The organism is Mesorhizobium sp. BHscii, from assembly GCF_053848065.1.
This window is the reverse complement of the sequence record NZ_JBSPKW010000018.1, coordinates 1-24127: the sequence shown is the minus strand read 5'-3', so window position 1 is coordinate 24127 and position 24127 is coordinate 1. Positions and strand designations below refer to the sequence as shown.

Sequence of the window (24127 nt, the reverse complement as noted above, 5' to 3'; positions counted from 1 at the left end):
ATTAGTAAGCCCTAAGATTCCAGCACATCCTTGACGATTGTGGCCAGTTGCTTGAGCGAAAACGGCTTCGGCAGGAAACCGAAATGCGCGTCTGCCGGCAGGTTTTTAGCGAACGCATCCTCCGCGTAGCCGGATACGAAGACGAATTTGATGTCCGGCTGCCGCTTGCGCAATTCGCCAAGCAGCGTCGGCCCATCCATCTCAGGCATCACCACATCGGACACGACAATGTCGACCTTGCCGCCGAGCGCCTCGAAGACTTCCAGCGCCTCGACGCCTGAGGACGCTTCGTGGACGGTATAGCCGCGCGACGTCAGGGCCCGCATGCCGCCCATCCGCACGGCATCTTCGTCCTCGACGAGCAGCACCGTGGCCGAACCAGACAGATCCTTGGCTGCGTCGGCGATCTTTGCCGGTGCAGCCGGCGCCTCGCCGGGTTCGCCCCCCGTTCTCGCCTCTGCAATGTAGCGCGGCAGGAAGATGCGGAACACCGATCCCTTGCCGACCTCGGATTCGCAGAAGATGAAGCCGCCTGTCTGCTTGATGATGCCATAGACCATCGACAGGCCGAGGCCAGTGCCCTTGCCGACCTCCTTGGTGGTGAAGAACGGTTCGAAAATCTTCTTGAGTACTTCGGGGGCGATGCCGCTGCCGGTGTCTTCGACTTCGACCACCACATAATCGGCCGGCGCAAGTTCGCGGTAGGGAAGGCTCTTGCTCTCCTCTATGGTCACATTCCGGGTGCGCACGGTGAGGTCGCCGCCGTTCGGCATCGCATCGCGCGCATTAACCGCCAGATTGACCACCACCTGCTCGAACTGCCCGATGTCGACCTTCACCGGCCACAGATCGCGGCCATGATCGACCTTCAGCTTTATGTCGTTGCCGACCAGACGGGCCAGCAGCATCCGCAGATCGGCTAGCACGTCGGTCAGGTTGAGCACCTCCGGCCGCAGCGTCTGCTTGCGCGAGAAGGCCAGAAGCTGCCGCACCAGCGACGCCGCCCGGTTGGCGTTCTGCTTGATGTTCATGATGTCCGGGAAGGACGGGTCCGACGGGCGATGATTGGTCAACAAAAGGTCCGACGCCATGATGATGGCGGTCAGTACATTGTTGAAGTCGTGTGCGATGCCGCCGGCAAGCTGGCCGACCGCCTGCATCTTCTGGCTTTGAGCCATCTGGCCCTCGAGCGCCTTTTGCTCGGTGGTCTCGACGGCGTAGACGATGGCCGATTCTTCGGCGCCCTCGCCGGTGCCGTCGGCGACCGCGTTGACGTAGAAGCGCATATGCCGTTCTTCATTGCCGGGCAGCAGCGTATCGATTGGTTCGATGTCAGCCTGCCTTTGTCGCGCTTTCTCGAACGCCGCGGCAAAGGCGGGCCGGTCGCGCTCATGGATCACCGAGTCCAGCCGCACGCGCCGATCGACCGCGTCCCCGTCGACGACGGAGGAAAACAGCGACAGGAAAGGCGCGTTGGTGCGCAAGATGCGCCCGCTGTTGTCGACAGCTGCTATTGCCATCGGCGTCGAATTGAAAAAGCGGGTGAAGCGGATCTCCGAGGCGCGAAGGTCGGCGGAAGCGTCCTCGCCTTGCGTCCGGTTGAGCACGATGGTGCGCGTCGGACCGTTGACGCCCTCGCGGCTGGCCGAGACCCTATGCATGAAACGCACGGGCAGCGCCTCGCCCTTCACTGTCGTCAGATCGAGATCGATGACCGCATTGCGCGTGGTGCCGGGATCGGCCTTGACCGAGCGGACCAGCGCCATGCCGTCGCCGGCGACGATCTCCGGAAGGGTGACGGCGCCAGGCGTGAAACTCGCCAGGTCGATGCCCAGCCACTCCGCAAGCGTGGCGTTGATGTAGGTGACGCGGCCTTCCTGATCGGCCGAAAAGAAGCCGGCCGGCGCATGGTCGAGATGATCGATGGCCTCCTGCAGATCGAGGAAGAACCGCTCTTGCTCGGCCCGTTCTTCCGAGATGTCGGCGAGTTGCCAGGCGAGCAAGGGCAGCCGCTGGCCCGGGACGCTGAAGGCGCGGGCGCGGGCACGATACCAGCGCGCGCCCGGCTCGGCGCCGGGTCGAATGGATTGCGCAAGCCGAAACTCCCCGTCGCCGGGCTGGCCGTCGCGCAGGCCGGAGGCGAGCCGGTATATGGTCACTGAGGCCTCGGGAACGTCGGACAGCAAACCTTCGACCGTCTTGAGATCCGCCGCGGACGCCGCGCCCGTCATGTCGGCATAGGCCCGGTTGGCGTAGACGACACGACCCTTGGTGTCGGTGACTAGAAGACCTTGCGACATCGAATCGACGAACGCTTTCGACAGCTCGTCACTCGTCGAGCGCGGTGTGATCTGCACGAAGCCGATGGCGGTGGCGAACAGGAAGCCGACACCGATCATCGCCAGCACACCAAGCATTCCAAGCAGGAATGGGTCGCCAAGACGTTCGCGGAAAAGGCCGAAGACGATCGCGGCGCCAGTCAGGACGACGATGAAGACGATGAGCCGGGTGACCGCACCCGGTCGCGTGTTCTGGTCGACGATCGGTACCGGATAGAAATCGCCGCGCGCGTCCTTGGCCATGTGCCCCCTGCTCGTGAAATCCGGTACTTGCCCCTGCCCGGTTGAATCACATTCTCAGGGTCCGGAAAAGGCCTTGGCGGCAAATGTCCGCTAAAAATGACGCCCGTTCGGCGCCTGGTGTGGTGAATCCGAAATTCGCATTACCCTGGGTGCTGCGGGGAGCGAATTTCGGATTCACCACATCAGCAACGTGCTGAAAATCCAGTGTGGTGGATTTGAAATTCCGGAACGCTGACGCCCTCAATTCGTAGGGACTTCAAATCCACCACATTGGTGTTTCAAGCTGTTCAAGAGGCGCGAAAGGCGACTTGCAGTGGCGTGCCGCAACAGTCTAGTGTCGCGTCTTCTTCGAAAGCCGATATTGGGGGCACCAATGCTGCAGTGGCTGGATAGTGTGGCGGGTCCGGGTTATGCCGCGGCAATCCTGTGGACGTTTGTCGCGCTTGTCCTTTTGGTCATCATTCTCCTCATCGTCAAGCTGGTCCGCAATCTGACCTTCGGAACATTCGTTGCCGGCGGCAGGAACCGCAAGACGCGGCTGGCCGTCATGGACGCCACCGCTGTCGACAGCCACCGCCGGTTGGTGCTGGTGCGCCGCGACGACATCGAGCACCTGCTGCTGATCGGGGGCCCGACAGACGTCGTCGTTGAACGCGACATCCGGCTGTCGGCGCTGCGCCGTCCTGCGCTGACCGGAGATGGCGGTGGCCATCAGCCGGCACCGCGGCCGCGCGCGCCTCAACCGGCTCCTGCGCCAATGAGGCAAGCACCGCCTCCGCAGCCGGTAAGCGCGGCCCCGACGCCTGTCCGGCCCCATCAGACTGCACCAGCGCCAGCGCCGAAGCCAGCGCAAAGCCATCAATCGGCGACCATCACGCCGCTGCCCGCCTACGCCAATGCCGTTCGACACGCGCCATCGCCGGCAAGACAGGATTCCCCGGCAAAGCAGGATTCCATTGACGATACGCTGATGAGGGAGCTCGAGGTCTCGTTTGATGTCCCGCAGCCCGCGCCGGAGAGCAAGCCGGCGGCAAAGGCGCCGTCGTCTCTCGATGACGAGATGACGAAGCTTCTCGGCGAGCTTTCCAGCCAGAAAAGATAACGGCCAGAAACGGGGCCAGCGAACAGGCAACAAAAAAAATGGCCGGAGACCAGCCATGACAAAATTCGCTGTTGCTGCTTTAGGCGATTCGCCTGTGCTTCAGTCGTCGCGGTAGACCTTCTCGCGGCGCTCGTGGCGCTCCTGCGCCTCGATCGACAAGGTCGCGATCGGACGCGCATCGAGCCGCTTCAGCGCGATGGGCTCGCCGGTTTCCTCACAATAACCGTAAGTGCCTTCATCAATGCGCTGAAGCGCGGAATCGATCTTTGAAATGAGTTTTCGCTGGCGATCGCGGGCGCGAAGTTCGATGGCGCGGTCGGTTTCCGAAGAGGCGCGATCGGCGAGATCGGGGTGGTTGGCGTTTTCCTGCTGTAGGATTTCGAGAGTTTCGCGCGCTTCGCGCAGTATGTCGTTCTTCCAAGTGACGAGCTTCTGGCGAAAGTAGGATTTCTGCCGCTCGTTCATGAACGGCTCATCTTCGGAGGGTACGTAATCGGCGGTAACGATGTCGTTCATTCGACTCACCCAAACAGCCCCAATTTTGGCGCCTATATATTCGCGGACCGAATACTGCACAAGCGCAATCGACGACAGTTTCACGCAATTGTTAATGTCGGGCAAAATGCTATGGGCCGCATCATTCGCATGAAGGGCGCGACCGAATTCGCGTATGATTCGTTGGGTTTGAAGGGTGCCGGCCATTGTGCGCAAGGCGTTTCTCATGGCTAATCCTGCATCGCCTTTTGACGAGTTTCGGTGTTTGGCACAAGCGAGAGGCCGGTGAGCAAGCTTTATCTGTTGAGGCATGCCAAGGCCGGGTGGGCTCTGCCGGGCATGCGCGATTTCGATCGTCCCCTCGACGCATCCGGCGTCGCCGACGCCGAAACAATGGGTGCGGCCATGCGGGCCCGCAGCTACATTCCGGACCTCACCCTTTGCTCCAACGCAAAGCGAGCGCGCCAGACCCTGGAAGGTCTGGCCGGCCACATCGATACAGGCCGGGTCCTGTTCCTGGACACGCTCTACAGTGAGGACGCCGCCGGCTATCTCAACCTCATCCGCAGCAATGGCGGGCCTAGCTCGCTGCTCATCATCGGCCACAACCCGATGACGGAAGATCTCACTATCGCGCTTTCGGGCGACGGCGACGAGGCTGCGATGGGAATGCTGAATCACGGCTTTCCGACTTCCGGCCTTGCCGTCGTCCGCTTTCCGGCCAGTCTTGCCAACGCCGCGCAAGGCACCGGCTATCTCGAAGGCTTCGTGACGCCGGCCGATCTCTGACGCCATTTCAAACCTAGGCAGCAGCGTCTATATCGGATCGTACCGAAGCCCCGAGAGACCGCATTTTGGCATCATCGCTGACCACTTTCACCGACGAGGCGAAGATTGCCCTGGATACGCTGTCGGGGCGCGCTACCGGGCTTTTTTCGCCATCACTGCGACTGGGTGTCACTGGTCTTTCCCGCGCGGGCAAGACGGTGTTCATCTCAGCCTTTGTCCACAATCTCATCCATGGCGGGCGCTTGCCGCTGTTCTCGGCGCAGAAATCGGGACGCATCGCCCGTGCCTTCCTCGAAGAGCAACCGGATGACGCCGTACCGCGATTCCAGTACGAGGATCACGTAGCGGCTTTGGTCAACGATCGCCTGTGGCCGGATTCGACACGTGCCATTTCCGAGCTGAGGCTCACCATCGAATATGAATCGGCCTCCGCCTGGAGCCGCATGTTTTCATCAGGCCGATTGTCGGTCGATATCGTCGACTATCCCGGCGAATGGCTGCTGGACCTACCGTTGCTCGGTAAATCCTACGCTGATTTCTCGCGCGAAGCGTTCGAGATGGCCGTGCTGCCGGTGCGCGCCGACCTTTCGCAGGAATGGCGCTCGCTCTCCGCCGCAGTCGACCTGAATGCGGACGCCGACGAGATGACGGCGCGACGCCTCGCCGAGGGCTTCGCCGCTTACCTCAAGGCATGCAAGCTCGACGAGCGGGCGCTTTCGACCCTGCCGCCCGGCCGTTTCCTGATGCCCGGCGATCTTGAGGGCTCGCCGGCGCTGACCTTCGCGCCCTTGCCGGGCCTGAGTGAGCGGCGGGCGCGTTCCGGGTCGCTTCAGGCGATGATGGAGCGGCGCTACGAGGCCTACAAGACATACGTCGTAAAGCCGTTCTTCCGGGAGCACATCACGCGCCTCGACCGCCAGATCGTGGTGATAGACGCCCTGCAGGCCCTGAACGCAGGCCCCGGCGCGATGGCCGATCTCGAACGTGCGGTGACCGAAATCCTCGCCTGCTTCCGCCCCGGCCGCGGCAATTTCCTGACTGACTTTTTTTCAAGGCGGATCGACCGCATATTGGTGGCGGCGACGAAGGCGGACCATCTGCATCACGAAAGCCACGATCGGCTGCAGGCGATCGTGCGGCGGCTTGCCGACCGCGCCGTGGCGCGAGCAAATTTCACCGGCGCCGATGTCGACGTGGTCGCCCTGGCGGCGGTGCGCGCGACCCGCGAAGGCACGGTCAAGCAAGGCCGTGAGACGCTGCCGGTCATCATTGGCACACCGTTGAAAGGTGAAAAGATCAACGGCGAAACATTCGATGGAAGAACCGAAACAGCCATATTTCCCGGTGATTTGCCGGAGAAAATTGATGCAGTGTTCGATGTCTCTGGACCAGACCATCGGCAGAACCCGGGCCATCGGCAAAGCAATGAGGACCCGGCGATACGCTTCGTGCGCTTTCGCCCGCCAAAGCTCGAACGCACGGCTGAAGGCGTCACGCTGTCGCTGCCGCATATCAGGCTCGACCGCGCCCTGCAGTTCCTGATCGGAGATCATCTGGCATGACCGCGCCCCGCAAGCCGGCGGCATTTCGCATCGAGCCGGAAGCCCCGCCAAAAGAAAGGGCAGCCTTGCGCCAGCCCGACGCTCCATCGGCCAGAAAGCCGCGCACCGTGAAGGCTGATCTTGCCGTCGTCACTCCGGCGGAAATCGACGTTTTCGACGAGCCGGACATCATCGTCGCCGAACCGCCGCCGGCGACCGCGCCGCGGAAGCGTTCGACGTTCGGCACCCTGTTCTTCGGCGCATTGGGCGTTCTGGTTTCGCTGGCCCTCGGCCTTTGGACCGACCAGCTGATTCGCGATCTGTTCGCGCGTGCCGAATGGCTGGGCTGGCTGGCCGCCGGCATCGCCGCGATCGCGCTGCTGGCGCTTCTGATCATCCTCGTCCGCGAGTTCCTGGCGATCACCCGCCTCGCCGAGGTCGAAAAACTGCAGAAGCGGGCACTCGACGCCATTGCCCGCGACGATCCGAAGGCCGCTCGCGCCGTGGTCGACGAACTCTCGGCCTTCGTCGCGGCCAAGCCCGAAACCGCGGCCGGCAGACGCGCTCTGGCTGACCTGCGCGACGAGATCATCGACGGTGGCAATCTGGTGCGCCTGGCCGAGACCGAAATCCTCGGCCCCCTCGATGCGCGCGCCAAGGTGATGATCCTCGAAGCGGCAAAGCGCGTGTCGCTGGTGACGGCGGTCAGCCCTCGCGCTCTGGTCGACGTCGCCTATGTCGTGTTCGAAGCGGGCCGGCTGATTCGCCGCCTGTCGGAGCTTTATGGCGGCCGGCCGGGCACGCTGGGGTTCTTCCGGCTGGCGCGCAGCGTTCTCGCTCATCTGGCGGTGACCGGCTCGATTGCGGTCGGCGACAGTTTCGTTCAGCAGATCGTCGGCCATGGCCTCGCTGCTCGGCTCTCGGCCAAGCTTGGCGAAGGTGTCGTCAACGGCATGATGACGGCGCGCATCGGCATTGCTGCGATGGAGACCGCAAGGCCCCTGCCCTTCAGCGCCGCGAGACGGCCCGGCATGGGTGATTTCCTGTCCGCGCTGACATCGTTTGCAACCAAAAAGCAGAAGGAGACATCCGCTTCCGACACGTGACAACCGTCTCCAGCACCGCACGTCCTGGTGGGACGCTGTAGCCCTTTGATTTCGCGCACGATCCCAGCGCAAATCGCTTCCGATTTTCGAGGCCATGCGCTAGTGGTGACGAAGCATTAACCAATCTTGTTCATGGTCGGACGGGTTCCAAACCAGACTCTTTGTTGCCGGATGTCGTCGATGAAAAGCGTGATCTTGTCCAGTGTCCTGCCCATAGCGGTCGTGGTTTCAACAACTGCCGGCATGGCCGAAAAGACCTTTGCAGCAGAACGAGACAAGAAGTTCTTTCAATCCGTGGAAGGCGAATGGGTCGGCCCGGGGGAAATCGTCGCCGGCAAATACAAGGGCACGAAATTCACCTGCAATTTCACCGGCTCGACACCTGACGGCAAGATCGGCATGTCGCTCGACGGCGGTTGTCGGGTCGGCATGTTCACCCAGCAGATGTCGGCGACGATCCAGCACAAGGGCCGCGAGGGCTACAAGGGCAGCTTCATGGGCGGTGCCGCCGGTTCCGGCCTCGACATTATCGGCGGCAACGTGGTCAGCGCCAACAAAGTCGTCTTCACCATCAACCGCAATCAGTTGCGCGGCGTCATGCAGGCTCTTGTCCCCAACGACAATTCGATGACGGTGACGGTTGCGGTGCGCGTCGACCAGCAATTGGTGCCGGTCATCGGCATGAAGCTGAAGCGCGTCGATACGGTCGAAGTCGGCTCCATCGCGCCGAACTGAGCGATTATCTGCGCGTCCGACAGGACGTGCGGCGGCGCTATAAAAAAGCGGCAGCCACGGCCACCGCTTCTTTTGCAAAACTCAAATCGATTCTCAGGCCTTGATGGCGGCAGTAGGCCTTGCAGGCCTCGTCCGCCGTCGTCGCGCCCTGATACTCGGCTGTGACCGCTTGGACCTTGGCGGTGAGATCGGCCGCCTTGGCCGGATCCTTGGTAATTGCCTCCTGAAGGGCTGCAGTCATGTCCTGAGCTTTCTTGGTCAGCATTTCAGTCGTGCAGTCCGGCGCCTTCGAGCAGGCCGATCCGGCAAGTGCCGCGATGCCAACGGCAACAAGCAAAAGATCTTCATGTCAGTCGTCTCCCTCCAAAAAAGGCGGCGGATTTGATCGTCGTCCGCCCTTCACGGCCAAAGCCGCGCGTCCTTAGCGCCCGACTGCTGCAACACGCAGCGCAGCGGTGCATAAAGCTGTGGAGCGCGCCTGCAACACTGCTGCACCAGTTTCCGGATTCGGACTGTTCGATTTCAGCCGAAGCCCGTATCTTGGCTGCTCGATGCCGCAGCAGGTGCAGCGGTCTCTAGAGAGAACGGAACGGCAGGCATGGCAGCAGAAGCAGCGGGCAGCGATCTGATCCACGTGGTGGCGCTGCTCGCTGCAGGTGTTGTCGCCGTACCGATCTTCAAGCGCGTGGGGCTTGGTTCCATCCTCGGCTATCTGGCGGCCGGCGTGGTCATCGGCCCGTTCGGCATCGGCATCTTTTCCGAATCGGAAGCGATTCTTCACGTCGCCGAGCTCGGCGTCGTCATGTTCCTGTTCATCATCGGGCTGGAGATGCAACCGTCGCGGCTGTGGGGCCTCAGGCGAGAGATCTTCGGCCTTGGGGCATTGCAGGTCGGCGTATGCGCGCTGTTGCTGACCGGCGTCGGACTGGCGGGAGGTTTTCCGATCTCGCAATCCTTCGTCGCCGGCGCCGGCTTCGTGCTGACCTCGACAGCGATCGTCATGCAGCTTCTGGAGGAACGTGGTGAGATCGCTGCGCCCAAAGGCCAGCGCATCGTCTCCATCCTGCTGCTCGAGGACTTGGCGATCGTGCCGTTGCTGGCCCTGATCGCCTTCCTGGCGCCGGGCGGCGCCGATATGAGCTTGACGCAGCGGCTGACGGAGGTGGGCATAGGCCTTGCCGCCATCGTCGGGCTGGTGCTGGCCGGGCGTTATCTGCTCAATCCCTTCTTCCGTATCCTGGCGGACGCCCGCGCCCGCGAAGTGATGACCGCAGCCGCCCTTCTGGTCGTTCTGGGGTCGGCGCTTGCCATGCAGCTCAGCGGCCTGTCGATGGCGATGGGCGCCTTCCTGGCCGGCGTGCTTTTGTCCGAATCCACCTTCCGCCATCAGCTGGAGGCCGATGTCGAACCATTCCGCGGTGTGCTGCTCGGGCTGTTCTTCCTCGCTGTCGGCATGTCGCTCGACCTGCATGTGGTCATCGAGAACTGGCGGCTTGTCGCCATCTACGTCGTTGCCTACATGGCGATAAAGGCGATCGGCATCTATCTCGTCGCCCGCATCCTCAAGACCGGTCACCGGGAAGCACTCGAGCGCGCCGTCTTCATGGCGCAAGGCGGGGAATTCGCCTTCGTTCTCTATTCCGCAGCCGCGGCGGTCGGCATCATCGACAGCCAGGCCAACGCGACCCTGACGGCGATCGTCATCATCTCCATGGTGCTGACACCGCTGGCCATTCTGGCATTGCGGTATCTGACGCCGCGCGACGAGCAGTCGCTCGAAGGCGTCGACATCGCCGATGGCCTTACCGGCAGCGTGCTGATCATCGGCTTCGGCCGCTTCGGCCAGATCGCCAGCCAGCCGCTGCTGTTGCGCGGGATCGATGTCTCGATCATCGACAATGAGGTCGAGATGATCCAGGCGGCGGCCGATTTCGGTTTCAAGGTCTATTATGGCGACGGCACGCGGCTGGACATTCTGCGTGCCGCAGGTGCCGGCCGCGCGCGCGCCGTGTTGATCTGCGTCGACAAGCCCGATGTCGCCGTCCGCATCGCAAAGCTCGTCAAGGCGGAGTTTCCCCTGCTGACCGTGCTGGCACGGGCTTTCGACCGCGGAACCGCACTGCAGTTGATACGTGCCGACGTCGATTTCCAGATTCGCGAAACCTTCGAATCGGCGCTTGTCTTCGGCGGCTCCACGCTGGAAGCGCTGGGCGTCGACCCGGAGGAAGTCGCCGAGGTGATCGAGGATGTCCGCCACCGCGATGCTGCCCGTTTCGAGTTGCAGCTCGCCGAAGGCGTTCGCGCCGGAGCGCGCTTCCTCAAGGGCAATATCGGCACGCCCATTCCGACACCGCTCAGCCAGCCGCGCCGCACCGGTCAGGCGCTCAATGAAGAAACCGCCGGCGTTCTGCACAAATCCGAGCCTGCGGACTAAATACCTGGAGCAAACAGATGACCGAACTGGACGAACGTGCGCTCTCCGTCACCAGATTCTGGCGTGACGCCGGGAAAGATGCGTGGTTCGAGAAGAATGACGCCTTCGACGCGGAGTTCCGCAACCGGTTTCTCGACCTGCACTTCGCTGCCGCACGGCGTGAATGCGATGACTGGTCGGAGCATGCCGAAGGCTCACTGGCACTGATGATCCTGCTCGACCAGTTCCCGCGAAACTGCTTTCGCGGCACCGGCCATATGTATGCAACAGACCCGCTGGCGAGGCATTTTGCCGAAAAGGCGACCGCCGCCGGCCAGGATCTGGCGCTCGACGAAGACCTGCGCGCCTTCCTCTATTTGCCGTATGAGCATTCGGAGCATCTCGCCGACCAGCTCAAATCGATGGACCTTTTTACCGCCAAAGCCCAATCCTATCTGAAATATGCGGTCGAGCACCTGGAGATCATTCAGCGCTTCGGCCGCTTTCCGCATCGAAACAGGATGCTTGGCCGCGAGACGACGCCGGAGGAACAGGTGTTCCTCGACGGGGGCGGATTTTCCGGCTGAGCTCAGTGCATCGGAGCCAAAACTGGTTAGAGGTTTTGGTCCGATGCTTTAGGTCAGCCACCAATCCCGGCCAGACGGCAGTCGCTCGATGCCGGCGCTGTCGAGCGCGGCAAGCCGCTCCGCCACGCTTCTGCCGTCGACGGTGAGGTCAGGCGCGATCTCGGCCAGCGGCGCCAGAACGAAAGCGCGCTCCAGCATGCGCGGATGCGGCACTTCCAGCCCGGATTCGTGGATAATCCGATCGCCGAACACCAAAATGTCGATGTCGATCAGCCGTGGACCCCAGCGCTCCTCGCGCACCCGCTTCAGCCTGCGCTCGACGTCGAGACAGAGATCGAGCAATGCGTGTGGTGCGAGCACAGTCGAAATTTCGGCAGCCGCATTGAGAAAATCCGGCTGGTCGAGCTTGCCCCAAGGCGGCGTGCGGTAAAGCGAGGAGACGACAACGACGCGCGCGTTCTCGTCAGCGTCCAGCATACGCAGCGCAGCGCCCATCGACCTTGCCGGGTCCCCGAGATTGCCGCCAAGGCTGAGGTAAACCGTGTTATTCTGGCCAGACAACGGTCACCTCGACATGATCGAGCACACCGGGCACTGGCGCATTCGGCTTGCGCACGGTGATCTCGGCCTTTTTGATCTGAGGAAACCGGGCCGTCAGCGCCCGGGCCACCTCCAGCGCCAGCGCCTCTATCAGAAAACGCCTCTCGCCGGTTATGATCTTTTCGATCACTCCGAAGGCGACACCATAGTGGACGGTATCCTCGATGGAATCATCGACCAGCGCCCGGCCGGGTTCGACGGAGAGCGCAGCGTCGACATAGAAACGCTGGCCGAGCGTCTCCTCCTCATCCAGCACGCCGTGCCGGGCGAAGAAGGCGCAGTTCTTCATGCGGATGACATACATCGCTCAGCGTCCCGCTCGATTAGAGCGACGTGCATCCGCTTGGACGCAAAAACTACGCTCTAACGCTTTCAATCTACGCATCCTGCTTTCCGAAAATCGATTTTGATTTTCGAGCCTATGCGGTGGTTTCACGGGCCAGCATAGCATCGGCAAGCGCCAGCGCATCCACATTGATTGCGACATCGTGGACGCGAAAAAGCTGCGCCCCCTTGAGTCTCAGGATAACGCTCGTCGCCGCTGTTCCGGCTCCCCTGGCCGCGGCGTCGCGGCCGGTGACGGCGCCGATGAAGCGCTTTCGCGATGTACCCGCCATCAGCGGAAAGCCCAAGGCATGTAGTTCGGAAAACCGTGCCATCAGGTCGAGATTTTCCTCCGCTGTTTCCTTGGCGAAGCCAAAGCCCGGATCGAGCACGATTTGGTCGTCGGCAACCCCGCTTCGCCGGGCGATTTCCAGTGACTTCCCGAGGAAGAAAAACTGATCCTCGATAACGTCGGGCAGTTTTTGCCTGTCACGTCCGGTGTGCATGATGACCAGCCCGGCGCCGGTCTCGGCAGCGACCCGCGCGACGCCCGGTTCGCGCTGCAGGCCCCAGACATCGTTGACGATATGGGCGCCGGCGGCGACGGCAAGCCGAGCGGTGTCCTCGCGATAGCTGTCGACCGAAATCAGCGCCTTGCCAAGCCTGGCGAGCGCCTCGACGACAGGCAGCACACGGGCCTGCTCTTCCTCGAGGGCTACCGGAGATGCGCCGGGGCGTGTCGATTCTCCACCGACGTCAATGACGGAGGCCCCCTCTTCCACCATCCGGCGGGCCTGGGCCATCGCCTGTTCGGGCGCAACGAACAGTCCCCCGTCGGAAAAACTGTCCGGCGTGACATTGAGGATACCGACGATCACCGCTTTGCCGCCGAGGTCGAGATGACGCCCATGCGCCAGTTGCCATCGCCGTGTCGTCATTGTCCATCAACCATGTGTGATCCGCCAAAGATCAATTCCGTTGCGCCGGCAGCGGCCGTAGCGCATGGTGGGCAAAGAGGCAACATGATGAAACGATCACTGCTTTGCGCCCTGATGCTCGCTTTTTCTGCCTTGCCGGCGGGCACGGCGAGTTTGGTAAAGACATATAGCTACTTTAGCATCGGCGGCAGGACGCTCGATGATATCGGAACCCAGCTTACGAAACTTGGGCCCCAGGTAAAAAGTACAGGGATGCGGCATCCAGGCGCCACGCAGATGGCGTTCACCACCCGCATCAGCTATGCAGAAAAATCGAATTCCTGCGCGATTGCTGACGCCAACGTCACTCTCAAAGTCAAGGTGATCCTTCCCGAGTGGCGCCGCTCGCGCAAGGCTGATGCGGGCGTAAGGCTGTTTTGGGATACATTGTCCGCCGACATCAAGCGCCATGAGGATCGCCATGTCGAGATCGCCAAGAACCATGCCCGCGAGCTCGAGGATGCGCTGAAGGCGACCTATCCGCAGAAGACTTGCCAGCAGGCCAAGGCCAAGGCCGCGGAAATCGCCGCCGCTATTCTTGCCAAGCACGACCGGGCCCAGATGCAATTCGATCGCGTCGAGACAATCAATTTCGAAAGCCGCATCCTGCGGCTGCTGCGCTATCGCATGGAGCGCATCGAGAACGGCCGGCTGCCGGGTTAGCTCAGGCCAGATGGTAAGGTCGATTTTCGTGGAGTAAGAGTGGGGCGTCAGCCGGCGACGCCAAGCTTCTTCTGCAGACTGGTCGACGAGGTCGTATACTGGAACACGATGCGCTCGCCCGGGCTGACGATGCGCTTGGCCGCTTGCGCCATCAGGGCGACCTCATGGAAGCCCGACAGGATCAGCTTCAGCTTGCCGGGGTACCAGTTGATGTCGCCGACGGCGAAGATGCCCGGTACCGATGTCTGGAATTTCTCGGTGTCCACCGGGATCAAGTTCTCGTGAAGATTGAGCCCCCACTCGGCGATCGGTCCTAGCTTCATGGTCAGGCCGAAGAACGGCAGCATCCGCGTGCACGGCACCTCGATATCGCCGCTGGGACCTTTGATGGTCGCGGAGGAAAGCTGGCCGTCGGCGCCGGACAATCCCGCCACCTGCCCTACCTGGAAATCCAGCTCCTTCATCTCCTGCATGGCGTACATCTTGTTGACGCTGTCGGGCGCCGCGCGAAACTCCGGCCGCCGGTGGACTAGCGTCACGCTCTTGGCCACCGGCTGCAGGTTCAGCGTCCAGTCGAGCGCCGAATCGCCGCCGCCGACGATAATGAGGTCGTGGCCGCGAAATTCCTCCATCCGGCGAACCGAGTAGAAGACGCTCTTGCCCTCATAAATCTCGATGTGCGGGATCGGCGGCCGCTTCGGCTGGAATGAGCCGCCGCCGGCGGCGATAACCATAACCTTGGCTTCAAAAACCTCGTTCTCGTCAGTGATGACGCGAAAGCTGCCGTCCTCGAGCTTTTCGAGGCTCGAGACCATGCGGTTGAAGGTGAAGTCGGGCTTGAACGGCGCGATCTGCTCAAGGAGCCTGTCGACCAGGCCCTGCGCAGAAATCGATGGCCAGCCGGGAATGTCGTAGATCGGCTTTTCCGGATAGAGTTCGGCGCATTGCCCGCCAGGGCGATCGAGTATGTCGATGAGATGGCATTTCATGTCGAAGAGGCCGAGCTCGAACACGGCGAACAGGCCGACCGGCCCTGCCCCGACAATCAATACGTCCGTCCTGGTGATATCGGTCATGAATGCGCCTTCAATCCGCACGACCGCGAAAATCGAAATCGATTTTCGCTGGAGATCATGCGCCAAATCACGGTGCTATAGCGTCCTTTGCGTGTCCAAGAGGATGCGCGGCGCTATAGAGAACGGCGAGACACTGCATGACCATTGGCCCGCTGCCAAGCCGGGACCCGAAAAATCGGCTACAACGCTTCAGCCTTCACGCTTCAGCCCTGGCGGGCGGGCACGCGCACAACCAGGCCGTCGAGAGCGTCGCGCACCTTGATCTGACAGGAGAGCCGTGAGTTCGGCTGGACATCGTAGGCGAAGTCCAGCATGTCCTCCTCCATCGCTTCCGGCTCACCGACTTCCGCCGCCCATGCCTCGTCGACATAGACGTGGCAGGTCGCGCAGGCGCAGGCGCCACCGCACTCGGCCTCGATCCCCGGCACGGCGTTGCGGATCGCGTTCTCCATGACGGTCGAGCCGTTTTCGGCATCCACGTCAAAATGTGTGCCGTCATGGGCGATGAAGGTCAGCTTGGTCATTTGTCACCTGAAGGGAGTTCCAGCCGAGATAATCACTCCAGCAGACAAGTCAACTGCCGCGCGAAAGCGGCGCTCTATGCCGTTTTTTTCGGAAATCGGTTTAACGGCTGATGGCGGCGACGAAATCGCGGACTTCTTCGATCAGCGCGCCAAGCCGCTTGAGGGTATTGGTATCTTCAGGTTGAAGTTCGATCGCGCTGGCGCAATCGGCAATAGCGAAGGCGCCGACGCCGCGCGCCGAACCTTTCAGCCCGTGCGCAAGAAGCAGTCTTTGCCCCACATCGGCGTCGACGATCCTGTCGCGAACGGACAGCGCCTGCTGCACGAACAGCGCCAGCACCTCCTGTTCGAGGTTGCGGTCGCCCATCGTCTGACGCGCCAAATGCGCCAAGTCCACCGGCCGCGACCCGGCCGTTCCCGATACGTCGCCGCCGGGCATCGAGAAGGCAATGCCGTTTTCGCCACGCATGATTCTGCAACTCCGTTCATCCAGCCGCAAAAAATAGGCCCATCCTGTGGATGACGGGTTAATGATTGGCCCGGAAAAATGTTGCGATAACGGCGCCGGAATCACAGTTTTGTTAACCTTATATTTAAAGTTTTACGTATCGCGCCGAATGCATGTTTTCTTTACCCCGGTGTGTCATTACGATACGACAGGTCCATTTTCAGCCTCTTGCGTGGGACACGACAAGCAGAATCAAAAGTCCCGCGGCAGCTTGTACAGGGTAGCGAAGGCATGGCGAAGAAAACAACGACGAGAACGCTCGACAACGACGTAGCCAGGGAACTCGAAAAAGCACTTGAAATCGATCTGAGCGGCGATGCCGGCGGCGACCTCGACATCGCAGCGTCGATGGAAGATCTGGAAGCGCAGATATCGCAGGCTGCCGACGAGTTGGCACGCGAAGGCCGTAACCAGAATGCCGAGCCTGTCGCCAGCCAGAGCGAGAATGCCGAGCCCGTCGCCAGCCAGGGCCAGAAGACGGAGCCTGCCGCCAACCAGGACCAAAAAGCCCAGGACCAGAAAACAAAACCCGCGGCAAAGGCTGAACTGCGCCCTGTGGAAACGCGCAATGGCACGCAGCCGGCCGGCTTCACGCCGGCCAATGACCCTCGTCAAAAAGATTACAAAACGCTGCTGCATACCCTCAATCGGCGTGCCTCGAACACGATCTACTGGGTCGTGGCGCTCGTTTCGCTTGCCTGGATCGCGGGCGCCGGTGCATTGGCCAACTTGCTGTTTGGACCAGGCATCTGGCAAATCCGCACGCCCGGCCAGTTTTTCGCCCGTCCCGAACTGATCGGCCTGGCGATCGCTGCGATCCTGCCCGTGCTGCTGTTTTGGGCGTTTGCAGCCATGATTCGCCGCGCGCAGGAGATGCGCATCGCGGCTCAGTCGATGACGGAAGTGGCCTTCCGCCTGACCGAGCCGGAAAACATTGCCCAGGATCGCGTCATGATGATCGGGCAAGCCGTCCGCCGCGAGGTGGCGGCCATGGGTGAAGGCATTGAGCGCACGCTTGCGCGTGCCGTCGAGCTCGAAACCCTGGTGCACAGCGAGGTGAACCAGATCGAACGCTCCTACTCGGAGAATGAATCCCGCATCCGCTCGCTTGTCGACGGGCTGGGCAGCGAGCGCGAAGCGGTGGTCACCCACGCCGAACGCGTGCGCGCCTCGATCACCGGCGCGCATGAGACGCTGAAGGACGAAATCGGGGCGGCCAGCGACATCATTCGCGACAGCATTCTCAACGCCTCGACCAACCTGTCGATGACCATAACCAATTCCGGCGACACCCTGATCGACAGGATCAACCAAAGCTCGTTGTCGATCTTCGATTCGGTGGAAGGCCGGCTCGAATCGATCACGGACCGGCTGTCGACCTCCGGCGAAGCCTTCGCCAGCCTTCTCGATACGCGCATCGCCAAGCTGACGGACACGACCGACGGCCTCACCCGGTCGCTGACCGACCTGCTCGACGATCGGACCTCCGGCATGGTGTCGTTGCTCGGCGGCGCCGCGCGTACGCTCAACTCCGAATTTGAAGCCAGCCTTGACGGCATCGAGCGGACGCTGGCCGAACGCGGCCAGGCGCTGATTAGTGAATTTCAGACCCGCGCCGAAGCGCTGGACACCGGCACCCAGAAGCTCAACGCCGCGCTCGAGGCTCGCGCACGCCAGATCAACGAGACGCTGGTCGAGCGCGCGCGCGAAATCGCCCATACCTTCCAGGAGAGCAAGGAGACGCTGTCGGCGATGATCGATCAGGGCAAGACCCAGATCGGCGCCGACATGGCCGACATTGTTTCGTCGACTTCGTCCATGCTTGAAGCACGCGCAGGCGATTTCGCAGGGCGCATGGAAGCGGCCCGTCATGTGGTGTCGCGCTCCTTCGACGCCGACATCCAGCGGCTTTCCGATGCCCGCGTCGGCATCGAAGAAGCCGTCGAGAACCACAGCCGCAAGCTTTCCGAAAGCCGCGAACGCATGGCGGCGGCAATGCAGGCCGATCTTGCGAAATTCGCCGAAAGCCGCGCCGGCATCGAGGCGGCTGTCACCGACCAGGTGCAGAAGCTTGCCGAAGGCCGCAACCTGATCTCGCGCGCCCTCGAAGAGGATCTGCGCAAGGTCAACGAGTCAAGCGCCGCCATCGATGCTTCGCTCGGTAGCCATCTCGAAAGGCTCGAAGAGGGCCGCAACAGGCTTTCACAAGCCTTGAACGAAGACTCCGGAAAACTTGTACAAGCCCGTACGATCATTGACGAAATGGTTGCCGGCCATGTTGGCAAGCTCGCCGAAGGCCGCAGCATTCTTTCACGCGCCCTCGAGGCCGATCTCGGCAAGCTGGCCGACAGTCGCGCCAGCATCGACGGCCTGGTCGCCGGTCAGGTCGAGAAGATCGCCGAAGGTCGCGCCATACTTGCCAAGGCGTTGGAAACCGACATTGTCGGCATCAAGGATCTCATCCAGAGCCATTCCGCCAAACTGGCGGAAGACCGCAGCCTGCTTTCGCGCTCGCTCGAAAACGACCTGTCCGGTATCCGAGGCCTGATCGAGGACCATTCGGGCAGGCTCGCCGACGATCGCAGCCTGCTTTCGCAAACGCTCGAGGCAGACCTCGCCAAATTGGCGGAAAGCCGGTCGAGCATCGACGGGCTGGTCGCCGGTCAGGTCGAGAAGCTGGCCGAAGGCCGCGACATCCTTAAGCGCGCGCTGGAGTCCGATCTCAACACGATCAAGGACGTCATATCAGGCCAGTCCGAAAAGCTGGCGGAAGACCGTGGTCAGCTTTCGAAGGCGTTGGAAACGGACCTGCAGAGCGTGAATGGCCTTATCTCCGATCACATGAACAGGCTCGCCGAGGACCGTTCAGTCCTGTCGAAGGCACTCGAAGACGACCTCGCCAAACTGGCTGAAAGCCGGTCGAGCATCGATGGTCTGGTTACCGGCCAGGTCGAGAAGCTGGCCGAAGGCCGCGACATTCTCAAGCGCGCGCTGGAGTCCGATCTCAACACGATCAAGGACGTCATAGCAGGCCAGTCCGAAAAGCTGGCGGAAGACCGTGGCCAGCTCTCGAAGGCGTTGGAAATCGACCTGCAGAGCGTGAACGGGCTTATCTCTGATCACATGAACAGGCTCGCCGAGGACCGTTCAATCCTGTCGAAGGCACTCGAAGACGACCTCGCCAAGCTGGCCGAAAGCCGGTCGAGCATCGATGGTCTGGTCACCGGCCAGGTCGAGAAGCTGGCCGAGGGCCGCGACATTCTCAAACGCGCGCTGGAATCCGATCTCAACACGATCAAGAGCGTTATCGCAGACCAGTCCGAAAAGCTGGCGGAAGACCGCTCGACCCTGTCCAAGGCGCTCGAAGACGACCTCGCCAAGCTGGCGGAAAGCCGGTCGAGCATCGACGGGCTGGTTGCCGGCCAAGTCGAAAAGCTGGCCGAAGGCCGCGACATTCTCAGACGTGCGCTGGAAGCAGACCTCAATACCATCAAGGGTGTCGTCGCCGACCAGTCGCAGCAGCTGACCGACAATCGCGCTCAGTTTGCGCAGGCGCTGGAAGCCGATCTCGGCAGCGTCAACGGTCTTGTAAACAGCCATGCCGAGAAACTCCTCCAGGAGCGCTCGACCCTGTCCAAGGCACTCGAAGACGACCTCGCCAAACTGGCGGAAAGCCGGTCAAGCATCGACGGGCTGGTTGCCGGCCAGGTCGAGAAGCTGGCCGAAGGCCGCGACATCCTCAGACGCGCCTTGGAAGCAGACCTCAATACCATCAAGGGTGTCGTCGCCGACCAGTCGCAGCAGCTGACCGACAATCGTGCAGAGTTTGCGCGGGCGCTGGAGGCCGATCTCGGCAGCGTCAACGGTCTCGTAAACAGCCACGCCGAGAAGCTCATCCAGGACCGCTCGATCCTGTCCAAGGCGCTTGAAGACGACCTCGCCAAACTGGCGGAAAGCCGGTCGAGCATCGACGGGCTGGTTGCCGGCCAGGTCGAGAAACTGGCCGAAGGCCGCGATATCCTTAGACGTGCGCTGGAAGCAGACCTGCAGAAAATTGCGGCGAGCCGCGGCGAGGTGGACGACATCATCGCCGGGCATGTCGGCAAGCTGGCCGAAGGCCGCGACGCGCTGACCCGTGCGCTGGAGGACGATCTCTCCAAGCTCGCCGATACGCGCAAGGAAGTCGACCGTTCCCTGTCCGGCCATATCGACCAGATCGCCGCCAGAAGCACCGACATTTCGGACGCCATTGCCGCTGACGTCGAAAAGATCGAGCAGGCGTTCAGCCGTCAGACCGGCATCATCGAGGAGCGCGCCGGAACCATGGAGCGCGCGCTGTCGACCGGTGTCGACAACGTCCGCAGCGTGCTCGAAAAGAGCGCCGTCTTCGTCGCGGGAGCGTTGCGTGAAAAGGTAATGGAAGTCACCAGCGCGCTGCATGAGCAGGCCGGCGCGGCGTTCAGCGACGCCGACCGCAAGATCGCCGAGCGTGCCGAGCAGACCTCGGCCGCCTTGCTCGCCAGGGCGGAGGATATCGCCCGCACCTTCGAAGAGGCGGACCGCCGCCTCGCCGCACGTGCCGAAGACACGTCGACTGCGCTCATTGCCCGCGCCGAGGATACATCGAGCGCAATCATGGCCCGGGTCGACGACACATCGAACTCCTTGCTGACGCGCGCCCAGGAGACGGCCGACCAACTGGCCGCTCGTGCCAGCGAGATCGCCGGTACATTCGATGCGGCGGACCAGAAGCTGGTTGCCCGCGCGGTCGAAACGGCGCAGTCGCTGGCGGCACGCGCCGGCGACATCCTGCGCAATTTCGAAGGCGCCGACGAACGGCTCGGCGTGCGCATCGGCGAATCGGCCGAAGCGCTCGCAGCGCGAGCATCGGACCTTGGCCGCATTTTCGATGCCGCCGACCAACAGCTGATCTCGCGCATCGCCGAAGGATCGGAGGCGCTGTCGGCCCGTGCGTCGGAGATCGGCCGTATCTTCGACGAGGCGGATCACCGTCTGGTATCCCGCATCGCCGACAGCACGTCGACGATCGGAGAACATGCCGACAACATCGTCGGGGCCTTCGCCAGCACCGAGCAGCGGGTTGCCGAACGTGCGCGGCAGACCGGTGAGGAACTTGCCGTCCACGCCCGTGAAATCGAGCAGGCGCTCGCCGGCGCCGACGAGCGCCTGGCATCCAGCGCGGCGGCTGCGGCGGCCCGCGTCGAGGAGCAGGTTGCCGGCGTCGAAAACCGTCTCGTCTACACCACCGAAACGATAGGCCAGAAGCTCAACGAGCAGGTTTCGACCGCTGAGGCGCAACTTATTTCGCGCGCCAACGCGATCGCCGAAACGTTCACTGCGGTCGGCCAGCATATCGGCCAGAGCACCAACGACGCGGCGAAGACCATCGGCACCAACACCCGCGAGCTCAACACCATGCTTGCGGCACGTTCGGCCGAGATCTCGAAAATCCTCGACGAAACGGCACGGCCGCTGGTCGAGCGCTTCGCCCAGGGCGGCTCGGAACTGCAAAAGAGCATGGAAGAGGTGACCGAACGCGCCACCGAGAAGCTCCGCAGTGAAAACGCCACCCTTGTCAATGCGCTCGCCAGCCGCACGGCCGAAACATTGTCGGCCGTCGAAGGCGCGCGCTCGACGCTCGCCGACAGTGTCGCCGATCTCATCGGCCGCATGAGCACCTCTAGCTCGCAGCTCGGTCAGTTGATCGAGCAGGCGGCGGCCAATCTCGGCCAGGTCGACGAACGCCTGACCGGCAGCACGCAAAGCTTTGCAGCGACCACGGAAAAAGCCGCGCAGACCTTCGCCAGTTCGGCACGCCTGGTCGATTCGAACACGACACGGCTTACCGAGCTGTCGTCCGCGACCTTGCGCGAGGTTGCCTCGATCGCCACCAAGTTCGACGAGCACAGCCGATTGCTGTCCAGTGCTTCGGATCTGTTGAGCTCGGCCCAGAGCAACCTCGAACACACGTTGGAAAGACAGTCGTCGCTGGAGGATCTCGCCGTAGGCCTGGTTAAGAAGTCGGAGGATCTCGAAAAGGTCATGCGCTCGTTCGAGGATCTGGTCGGCCAGACGTTGCAGAGCGCCGAAGGCAAGACGCTGGAGTCGGCGGACAAGATCCGTACCGCCATCGCCGACGTCGTTGATTCGGCAACGAAGCGCTTCGCCGACGCGACCGAGGAGATGCGGCGCACCGCCGGCTCGATCAAGAGCGAGCTCGACCTCACCCGCGCCGAGCTCAAGAAGGGCGTCATCGAGATGCCGGAAGAGGCAAAGGAATCGACCACGGCCATCCGCCGCGCCGTTTCCGAGCAGATCAACGCGCTGAAGGAACTATCTGAAATCGTTGCGAAATCGGGCCGCAACACCGACTCCTCGGAGCCGCGCAACCTGCGTCCTACGCCGCAAGCGCCTGCCGCGCGCGCCGCTGAGCCGCAGCGCCGTCCTCCGGGCCCGCAACCGGAGCCTCTTGGCCCGCAGGCGCCATCGGGTGACGCCGCACTGCGCGGCACGCTCGACCTGGAACGCCCGGCTGAGACGGCGCCGCGCCAGCGCGACCCCAATGGCCGTACGTCGCAGGGCGGCTGGGTGCGCGATCTCTTGACCGGGGCATCGCGCGAAGAGGGCGCCAAGCCCGCGGCACCCTCGGAAGCGCCACGCTCGGCCCCTGCCCAGCGCTCGCCCCTTCATGTCGTGGAGTCGCTCAACTCGCTTTCCGTCGACATCGCCCGCGCCATCGATCACGACGCCTCGATCGAGCTGTGGGACCGCTACCGGCGCGGCGAGCGTGACGTGTTCACGCGGCGTCTCTACACGCTGAAGGGCCAGCAGACTTTCGACGAGATTCGCCGCAAATATCAGATGGAGGCGGAGTTCCGCGTCGCCGTCGACCGCTACTGCGACGATTTCGAAAAGCTGCTCAAGGACGTGTCGCGCAACGACCGCGACAACATGATGGCGCAGACCTACCTGACGTCGGACACCGGCAAGGTCTATACGATGCTTGCCCACGCCAGTGGCCGCCTGCATTGATCAGACGACAAAGGAACAAGAAAAAGGCGGGAAATTTTCCCGCCTTTTCATGCCGTGCCGACCCCTTTGGGATGATGCTCTATTGATTGATCTCCGGTTCGACGAGCCTTGCCAGGTTTCGCAGCGACTCCTGCCAACCGAGATAACAAGCCTCAGCTGGAATGACGTCCGGCACGCCTGCCTGCGTGATATCCAGCTCCGTGCCGACTGATACTTTCTTCAGTATCACCGTCACCTGCATCTCGCCGGGCAAGTTAGGATCGTCGAACTTGTCCGTGTAGCGCAGGCGTTCGCCCGGGACGAGCTCGACATATTCGCCGCCGAACGCGTGGCTTTTGTCGGTTGTGAAGTTGCGGAACGACATCTTGAATGTGCCGCCGACTTTGGGTTCCAGATGATAAACCGTGCAGGTAAAGCCGTTGGGCGGTAGCCATTTCGCGAGCGCGTCCGCCTCAACGAATGCGCGATAGACTTTTTCTGGGCTGGTTGCCAGGACGCGGTGCAGGCGTACGGTACTGGGCATATCATTTATCCTTGTGATTGGAGTGTCGATCCTGCCCAAGGACGAACGGGTCCTGACCAATCCGACACAAGTTCTGAGGTTTTTTGGAACCGGGGCCGCAGACCTTCATGTTAGGCTCCCTGCGACCGCTTTTCGACCCGTTGCGGAAGTTCGTTCGACCCTGCCGAATTCACGCCCATGACCCTAGTCGGACATTCCAGGCCCAAATTTTCTCCCAGATAGGGACCTCCAGTGGAACTCACCGCTTTGACCCAATCCAGTTGTTACTCGATTTCGACCTCAATGTCGCAAGAGGTGGCGAAAGCGGATCTTGACCGAGCTAGATGCGTGTCCCCTATTTGGCCCGCTCGATACGCAGGGTATATGAGCGGGCTTGCAATGGTGAGCCTGGCGCTACCTGCCCGGCCGGCTCAAAAACAAGGATGGGGGCCTATTCGGAGCTCGCCACGGGTGCGACCAGCGGCGCGATGCGGCGGATCGCGACGCGCCGGTTCTCGCGTTCGGGCTCCTGGGTTTCAACCTTCAGGTA

General features: G+C 62.3%; 19 protein-coding genes. 9 read left to right on the top strand and 10 right to left on the bottom strand.

All coding sequences use genetic code 11. From position 1 onward, the window contains the following. Nucleotides 1-11: 11 nt before the first annotated feature. Complete coding sequence (gene cckA, locus ACWTU7_RS22515) at nucleotides 12-2582, bottom strand: cell cycle histidine kinase CckA (RefSeq protein ID WP_455840394.1); 2571 nt, start codon at nucleotides 2580-2582, stop codon at nucleotides 12-14. Nucleotides 2583-2955: 373 nt separating this feature from the next. Here cckA and ACWTU7_RS22510 point away from each other — a divergent pair, with 373 nt between their 5' ends. Next, nucleotides 2956-3684 carry a flagellar biosynthetic protein FliO gene (locus tag ACWTU7_RS22510; protein ID WP_287339092.1) on the top strand — a complete coding sequence of 243 codons (729 nt, stop codon included), beginning with the start codon at nucleotides 2956-2958 and terminating at the stop codon, nucleotides 3682-3684. A gap of 99 nt (nucleotides 3685-3783) precedes the next feature. On the opposite strand, the gene dksA is transcribed toward ACWTU7_RS22510, so the two are convergent. Next, nucleotides 3784-4200: an RNA polymerase-binding protein DksA gene (gene dksA / locus ACWTU7_RS22505; protein ID WP_015317688.1), complete on the bottom strand. Its 417-nt coding sequence runs from the start codon at nucleotides 4198-4200 to the stop codon at nucleotides 3784-3786. 264 nt (nucleotides 4201-4464) lie between these two features. On the opposite strand from dksA, the gene ACWTU7_RS22500 reads away from it, so the two are divergent. The 4 genes from ACWTU7_RS22500 to ACWTU7_RS22485 all read left to right on the top strand — a co-directional run bounded on the left by ACWTU7_RS22500 (nucleotide 4465) and on the right by ACWTU7_RS22485 (nucleotide 8350). Next, entirely contained in the window at nucleotides 4465-4968 is a 504-nt protein-coding gene (locus tag ACWTU7_RS22500) for a SixA phosphatase family protein (protein WP_455840393.1), read from the top strand. Between the two features lie 65 nt (nucleotides 4969-5033). Continuing rightward, entirely contained in the window at nucleotides 5034-6530 is a 1497-nt protein-coding gene (locus tag ACWTU7_RS22495) for a YcjX family protein (protein WP_455840392.1), read from the top strand. Beyond that, on the top strand, nucleotides 6527-7615 hold the full coding sequence (locus ACWTU7_RS22490) for a YcjF family protein (protein WP_455840391.1): 1089 nt from the start codon (nucleotides 6527-6529) through the stop codon (nucleotides 7613-7615). The genes ACWTU7_RS22495 and ACWTU7_RS22490 overlap by 4 nt, the downstream gene beginning before the upstream one ends. A 180-nt stretch (nucleotides 7616-7795) precedes the next feature. Further along, nucleotides 7796-8350 (top strand): hypothetical protein, encoded by a 555-nt coding sequence (locus tag ACWTU7_RS22485; protein ID WP_029352927.1) that lies wholly within the window; start codon nucleotides 7796-7798, stop codon nucleotides 8348-8350. Nucleotides 8351-8387: 37 nt separating this feature from the next. On the opposite strand, the gene ACWTU7_RS22480 is transcribed toward ACWTU7_RS22485, so the two are convergent. Then, entirely contained in the window at nucleotides 8388-8615 is a 228-nt protein-coding gene (locus tag ACWTU7_RS22480; RefSeq protein WP_455840390.1) for a hypothetical protein, read from the bottom strand. A gap of 333 nt (nucleotides 8616-8948) precedes the next feature. On the opposite strand from ACWTU7_RS22480, the gene ACWTU7_RS22475 reads away from it, so the two are divergent. Next, the gene (locus ACWTU7_RS22475; RefSeq protein WP_455840389.1) at nucleotides 8949-10784 is read left to right on the top strand and encodes a monovalent cation:proton antiporter-2 (CPA2) family protein; all 1836 of its coding nucleotides are present in this window, start codon (nucleotides 8949-8951) and stop codon (nucleotides 10782-10784) included. Nucleotides 10785-10801: 17 nt separating this feature from the next. Continuing rightward, nucleotides 10802-11350, top strand: coding sequence for a DUF924 family protein (locus ACWTU7_RS22470; RefSeq protein ID WP_455840388.1), 549 nt, complete (start codon nucleotides 10802-10804; stop codon nucleotides 11348-11350). Nucleotides 11351-11398: 48 nt separating this feature from the next. On the opposite strand, the gene folK is transcribed toward ACWTU7_RS22470, so the two are convergent. The 3 genes from folK to folP all read right to left on the bottom strand — a co-directional run bounded on the left by folK (nucleotide 11399) and on the right by folP (nucleotide 13212). Next, a complete protein-coding gene (folK, locus tag ACWTU7_RS22465; RefSeq protein WP_128344559.1) occupies nucleotides 11399-11911 on the bottom strand; it encodes a 2-amino-4-hydroxy-6-hydroxymethyldihydropteridine diphosphokinase in 513 nt (170 codons plus the stop codon). Continuing rightward, nucleotides 11895-12254 carry a dihydroneopterin aldolase gene (gene folB, locus ACWTU7_RS22460; RefSeq protein WP_029352935.1) on the bottom strand — a complete coding sequence of 120 codons (360 nt, stop codon included), beginning with the start codon at nucleotides 12252-12254 and terminating at the stop codon, nucleotides 11895-11897. The genes folK and folB overlap by 17 nt, the downstream gene beginning before the upstream one ends. Nucleotides 12255-12369: 115 nt before the next feature. Continuing rightward, nucleotides 12370-13212 (bottom strand): dihydropteroate synthase, encoded by an 843-nt coding sequence (gene folP, locus ACWTU7_RS22455; RefSeq protein WP_455840387.1) that lies wholly within the window; start codon nucleotides 13210-13212, stop codon nucleotides 12370-12372. Between the two features lie 84 nt (nucleotides 13213-13296). On the opposite strand from folP, the gene ACWTU7_RS22450 reads away from it, so the two are divergent. Further along, a complete protein-coding gene (locus ACWTU7_RS22450) occupies nucleotides 13297-13914 on the top strand; it encodes a DUF922 domain-containing Zn-dependent protease (protein WP_455840464.1) in 618 nt (205 codons plus the stop codon). 47 nt (nucleotides 13915-13961) lie between these two features. Here the strand turns inward: ACWTU7_RS22450 and ACWTU7_RS22445 are convergent, their stop codons facing one another. The 3 genes from ACWTU7_RS22445 to ACWTU7_RS22435 all read right to left on the bottom strand — a co-directional run bounded on the left by ACWTU7_RS22445 (nucleotide 13962) and on the right by ACWTU7_RS22435 (nucleotide 15983). Next, entirely contained in the window at nucleotides 13962-14990 is a 1029-nt protein-coding gene (locus ACWTU7_RS22445; RefSeq protein WP_455840386.1) for an NAD(P)/FAD-dependent oxidoreductase, read from the bottom strand. Between the two features lie 203 nt (nucleotides 14991-15193). Further along, a complete protein-coding gene (locus ACWTU7_RS22440) occupies nucleotides 15194-15514 on the bottom strand; it encodes a 2Fe-2S iron-sulfur cluster-binding protein (protein WP_455840385.1) in 321 nt (106 codons plus the stop codon). Between the two features lie 100 nt (nucleotides 15515-15614). After that, entirely contained in the window at nucleotides 15615-15983 is a 369-nt protein-coding gene (locus tag ACWTU7_RS22435; protein WP_095520463.1) for an Hpt domain-containing protein, read from the bottom strand. A gap of 270 nt (nucleotides 15984-16253) precedes the next feature. Here ACWTU7_RS22435 and ACWTU7_RS22430 point away from each other — a divergent pair, with 270 nt between their 5' ends. Then, nucleotides 16254-23075 (top strand): kinesin, encoded by a 6822-nt coding sequence (locus ACWTU7_RS22430; RefSeq protein WP_455840384.1) that lies wholly within the window; start codon nucleotides 16254-16256, stop codon nucleotides 23073-23075. A gap of 79 nt (nucleotides 23076-23154) precedes the next feature. On the opposite strand, the gene ACWTU7_RS22425 is transcribed toward ACWTU7_RS22430, so the two are convergent. Beyond that, nucleotides 23155-23598, bottom strand: coding sequence for an SRPBCC family protein (locus ACWTU7_RS22425; protein WP_127211979.1), 444 nt, complete (start codon nucleotides 23596-23598; stop codon nucleotides 23155-23157). Nucleotides 23599-24127: the final 529 nt, after the last annotated feature.

What these genes read in the sequence shown, in the direction of transcription:
- cckA (WP_455840394.1), bottom strand. Translation starts at nt 2,582, where the DNA reads ATGGCCAAGGACGCGCGCGGCGATTTCTATCCGGTACCGATCGTCGAC.
- ACWTU7_RS22510 (WP_287339092.1), top strand. Translation starts at nt 2,956, where the DNA reads ATGCTGCAGTGGCTGGATAGTGTGGCGGGTCCGGGTTATGCCGCGGCA.
- dksA (WP_015317688.1), bottom strand. Translation starts at nt 4,200, where the DNA reads ATGAACGACATCGTTACCGCCGATTACGTACCCTCCGAAGATGAGCCG.
- ACWTU7_RS22490 (WP_455840391.1), top strand. Translation starts at nt 6,527, where the DNA reads ATGACCGCGCCCCGCAAGCCGGCGGCATTTCGCATCGAGCCGGAAGCC.
- ACWTU7_RS22485 (WP_029352927.1), top strand. Translation starts at nt 7,796, where the DNA reads ATGAAAAGCGTGATCTTGTCCAGTGTCCTGCCCATAGCGGTCGTGGTT.
- ACWTU7_RS22480 (WP_455840390.1), bottom strand. Translation starts at nt 8,615, where the DNA reads ATGCTGACCAAGAAAGCTCAGGACATGACTGCAGCCCTTCAGGAGGCA.
- ACWTU7_RS22475 (WP_455840389.1), top strand. Translation starts at nt 8,949, where the DNA reads ATGGCAGCAGAAGCAGCGGGCAGCGATCTGATCCACGTGGTGGCGCTG.
- ACWTU7_RS22470 (WP_455840388.1), top strand. Translation starts at nt 10,802, where the DNA reads ATGACCGAACTGGACGAACGTGCGCTCTCCGTCACCAGATTCTGGCGT.
- folB (WP_029352935.1), bottom strand. Translation starts at nt 12,254, where the DNA reads ATGTATGTCATCCGCATGAAGAACTGCGCCTTCTTCGCCCGGCACGGC.
- folP (WP_455840387.1), bottom strand. Translation starts at nt 13,212, where the DNA reads ATGACGACACGGCGATGGCAACTGGCGCATGGGCGTCATCTCGACCTC.
- ACWTU7_RS22450 (WP_455840464.1), top strand. Translation starts at nt 13,297, where the DNA reads ATGATGAAACGATCACTGCTTTGCGCCCTGATGCTCGCTTTTTCTGCC.
- ACWTU7_RS22445 (WP_455840386.1), bottom strand. Translation starts at nt 14,990, where the DNA reads ATGACCGATATCACCAGGACGGACGTATTGATTGTCGGGGCAGGGCCG.
- ACWTU7_RS22440 (WP_455840385.1), bottom strand. Translation starts at nt 15,514, where the DNA reads ATGACCAAGCTGACCTTCATCGCCCATGACGGCACACATTTTGACGTG.
- ACWTU7_RS22435 (WP_095520463.1), bottom strand. Translation starts at nt 15,983, where the DNA reads ATGCGTGGCGAAAACGGCATTGCCTTCTCGATGCCCGGCGGCGACGTA.
- ACWTU7_RS22430 (WP_455840384.1), top strand. Translation starts at nt 16,254, where the DNA reads ATGGCGAAGAAAACAACGACGAGAACGCTCGACAACGACGTAGCCAGG.
- ACWTU7_RS22425 (WP_127211979.1), bottom strand. Translation starts at nt 23,598, where the DNA reads ATGCCCAGTACCGTACGCCTGCACCGCGTCCTGGCAACCAGCCCAGAA.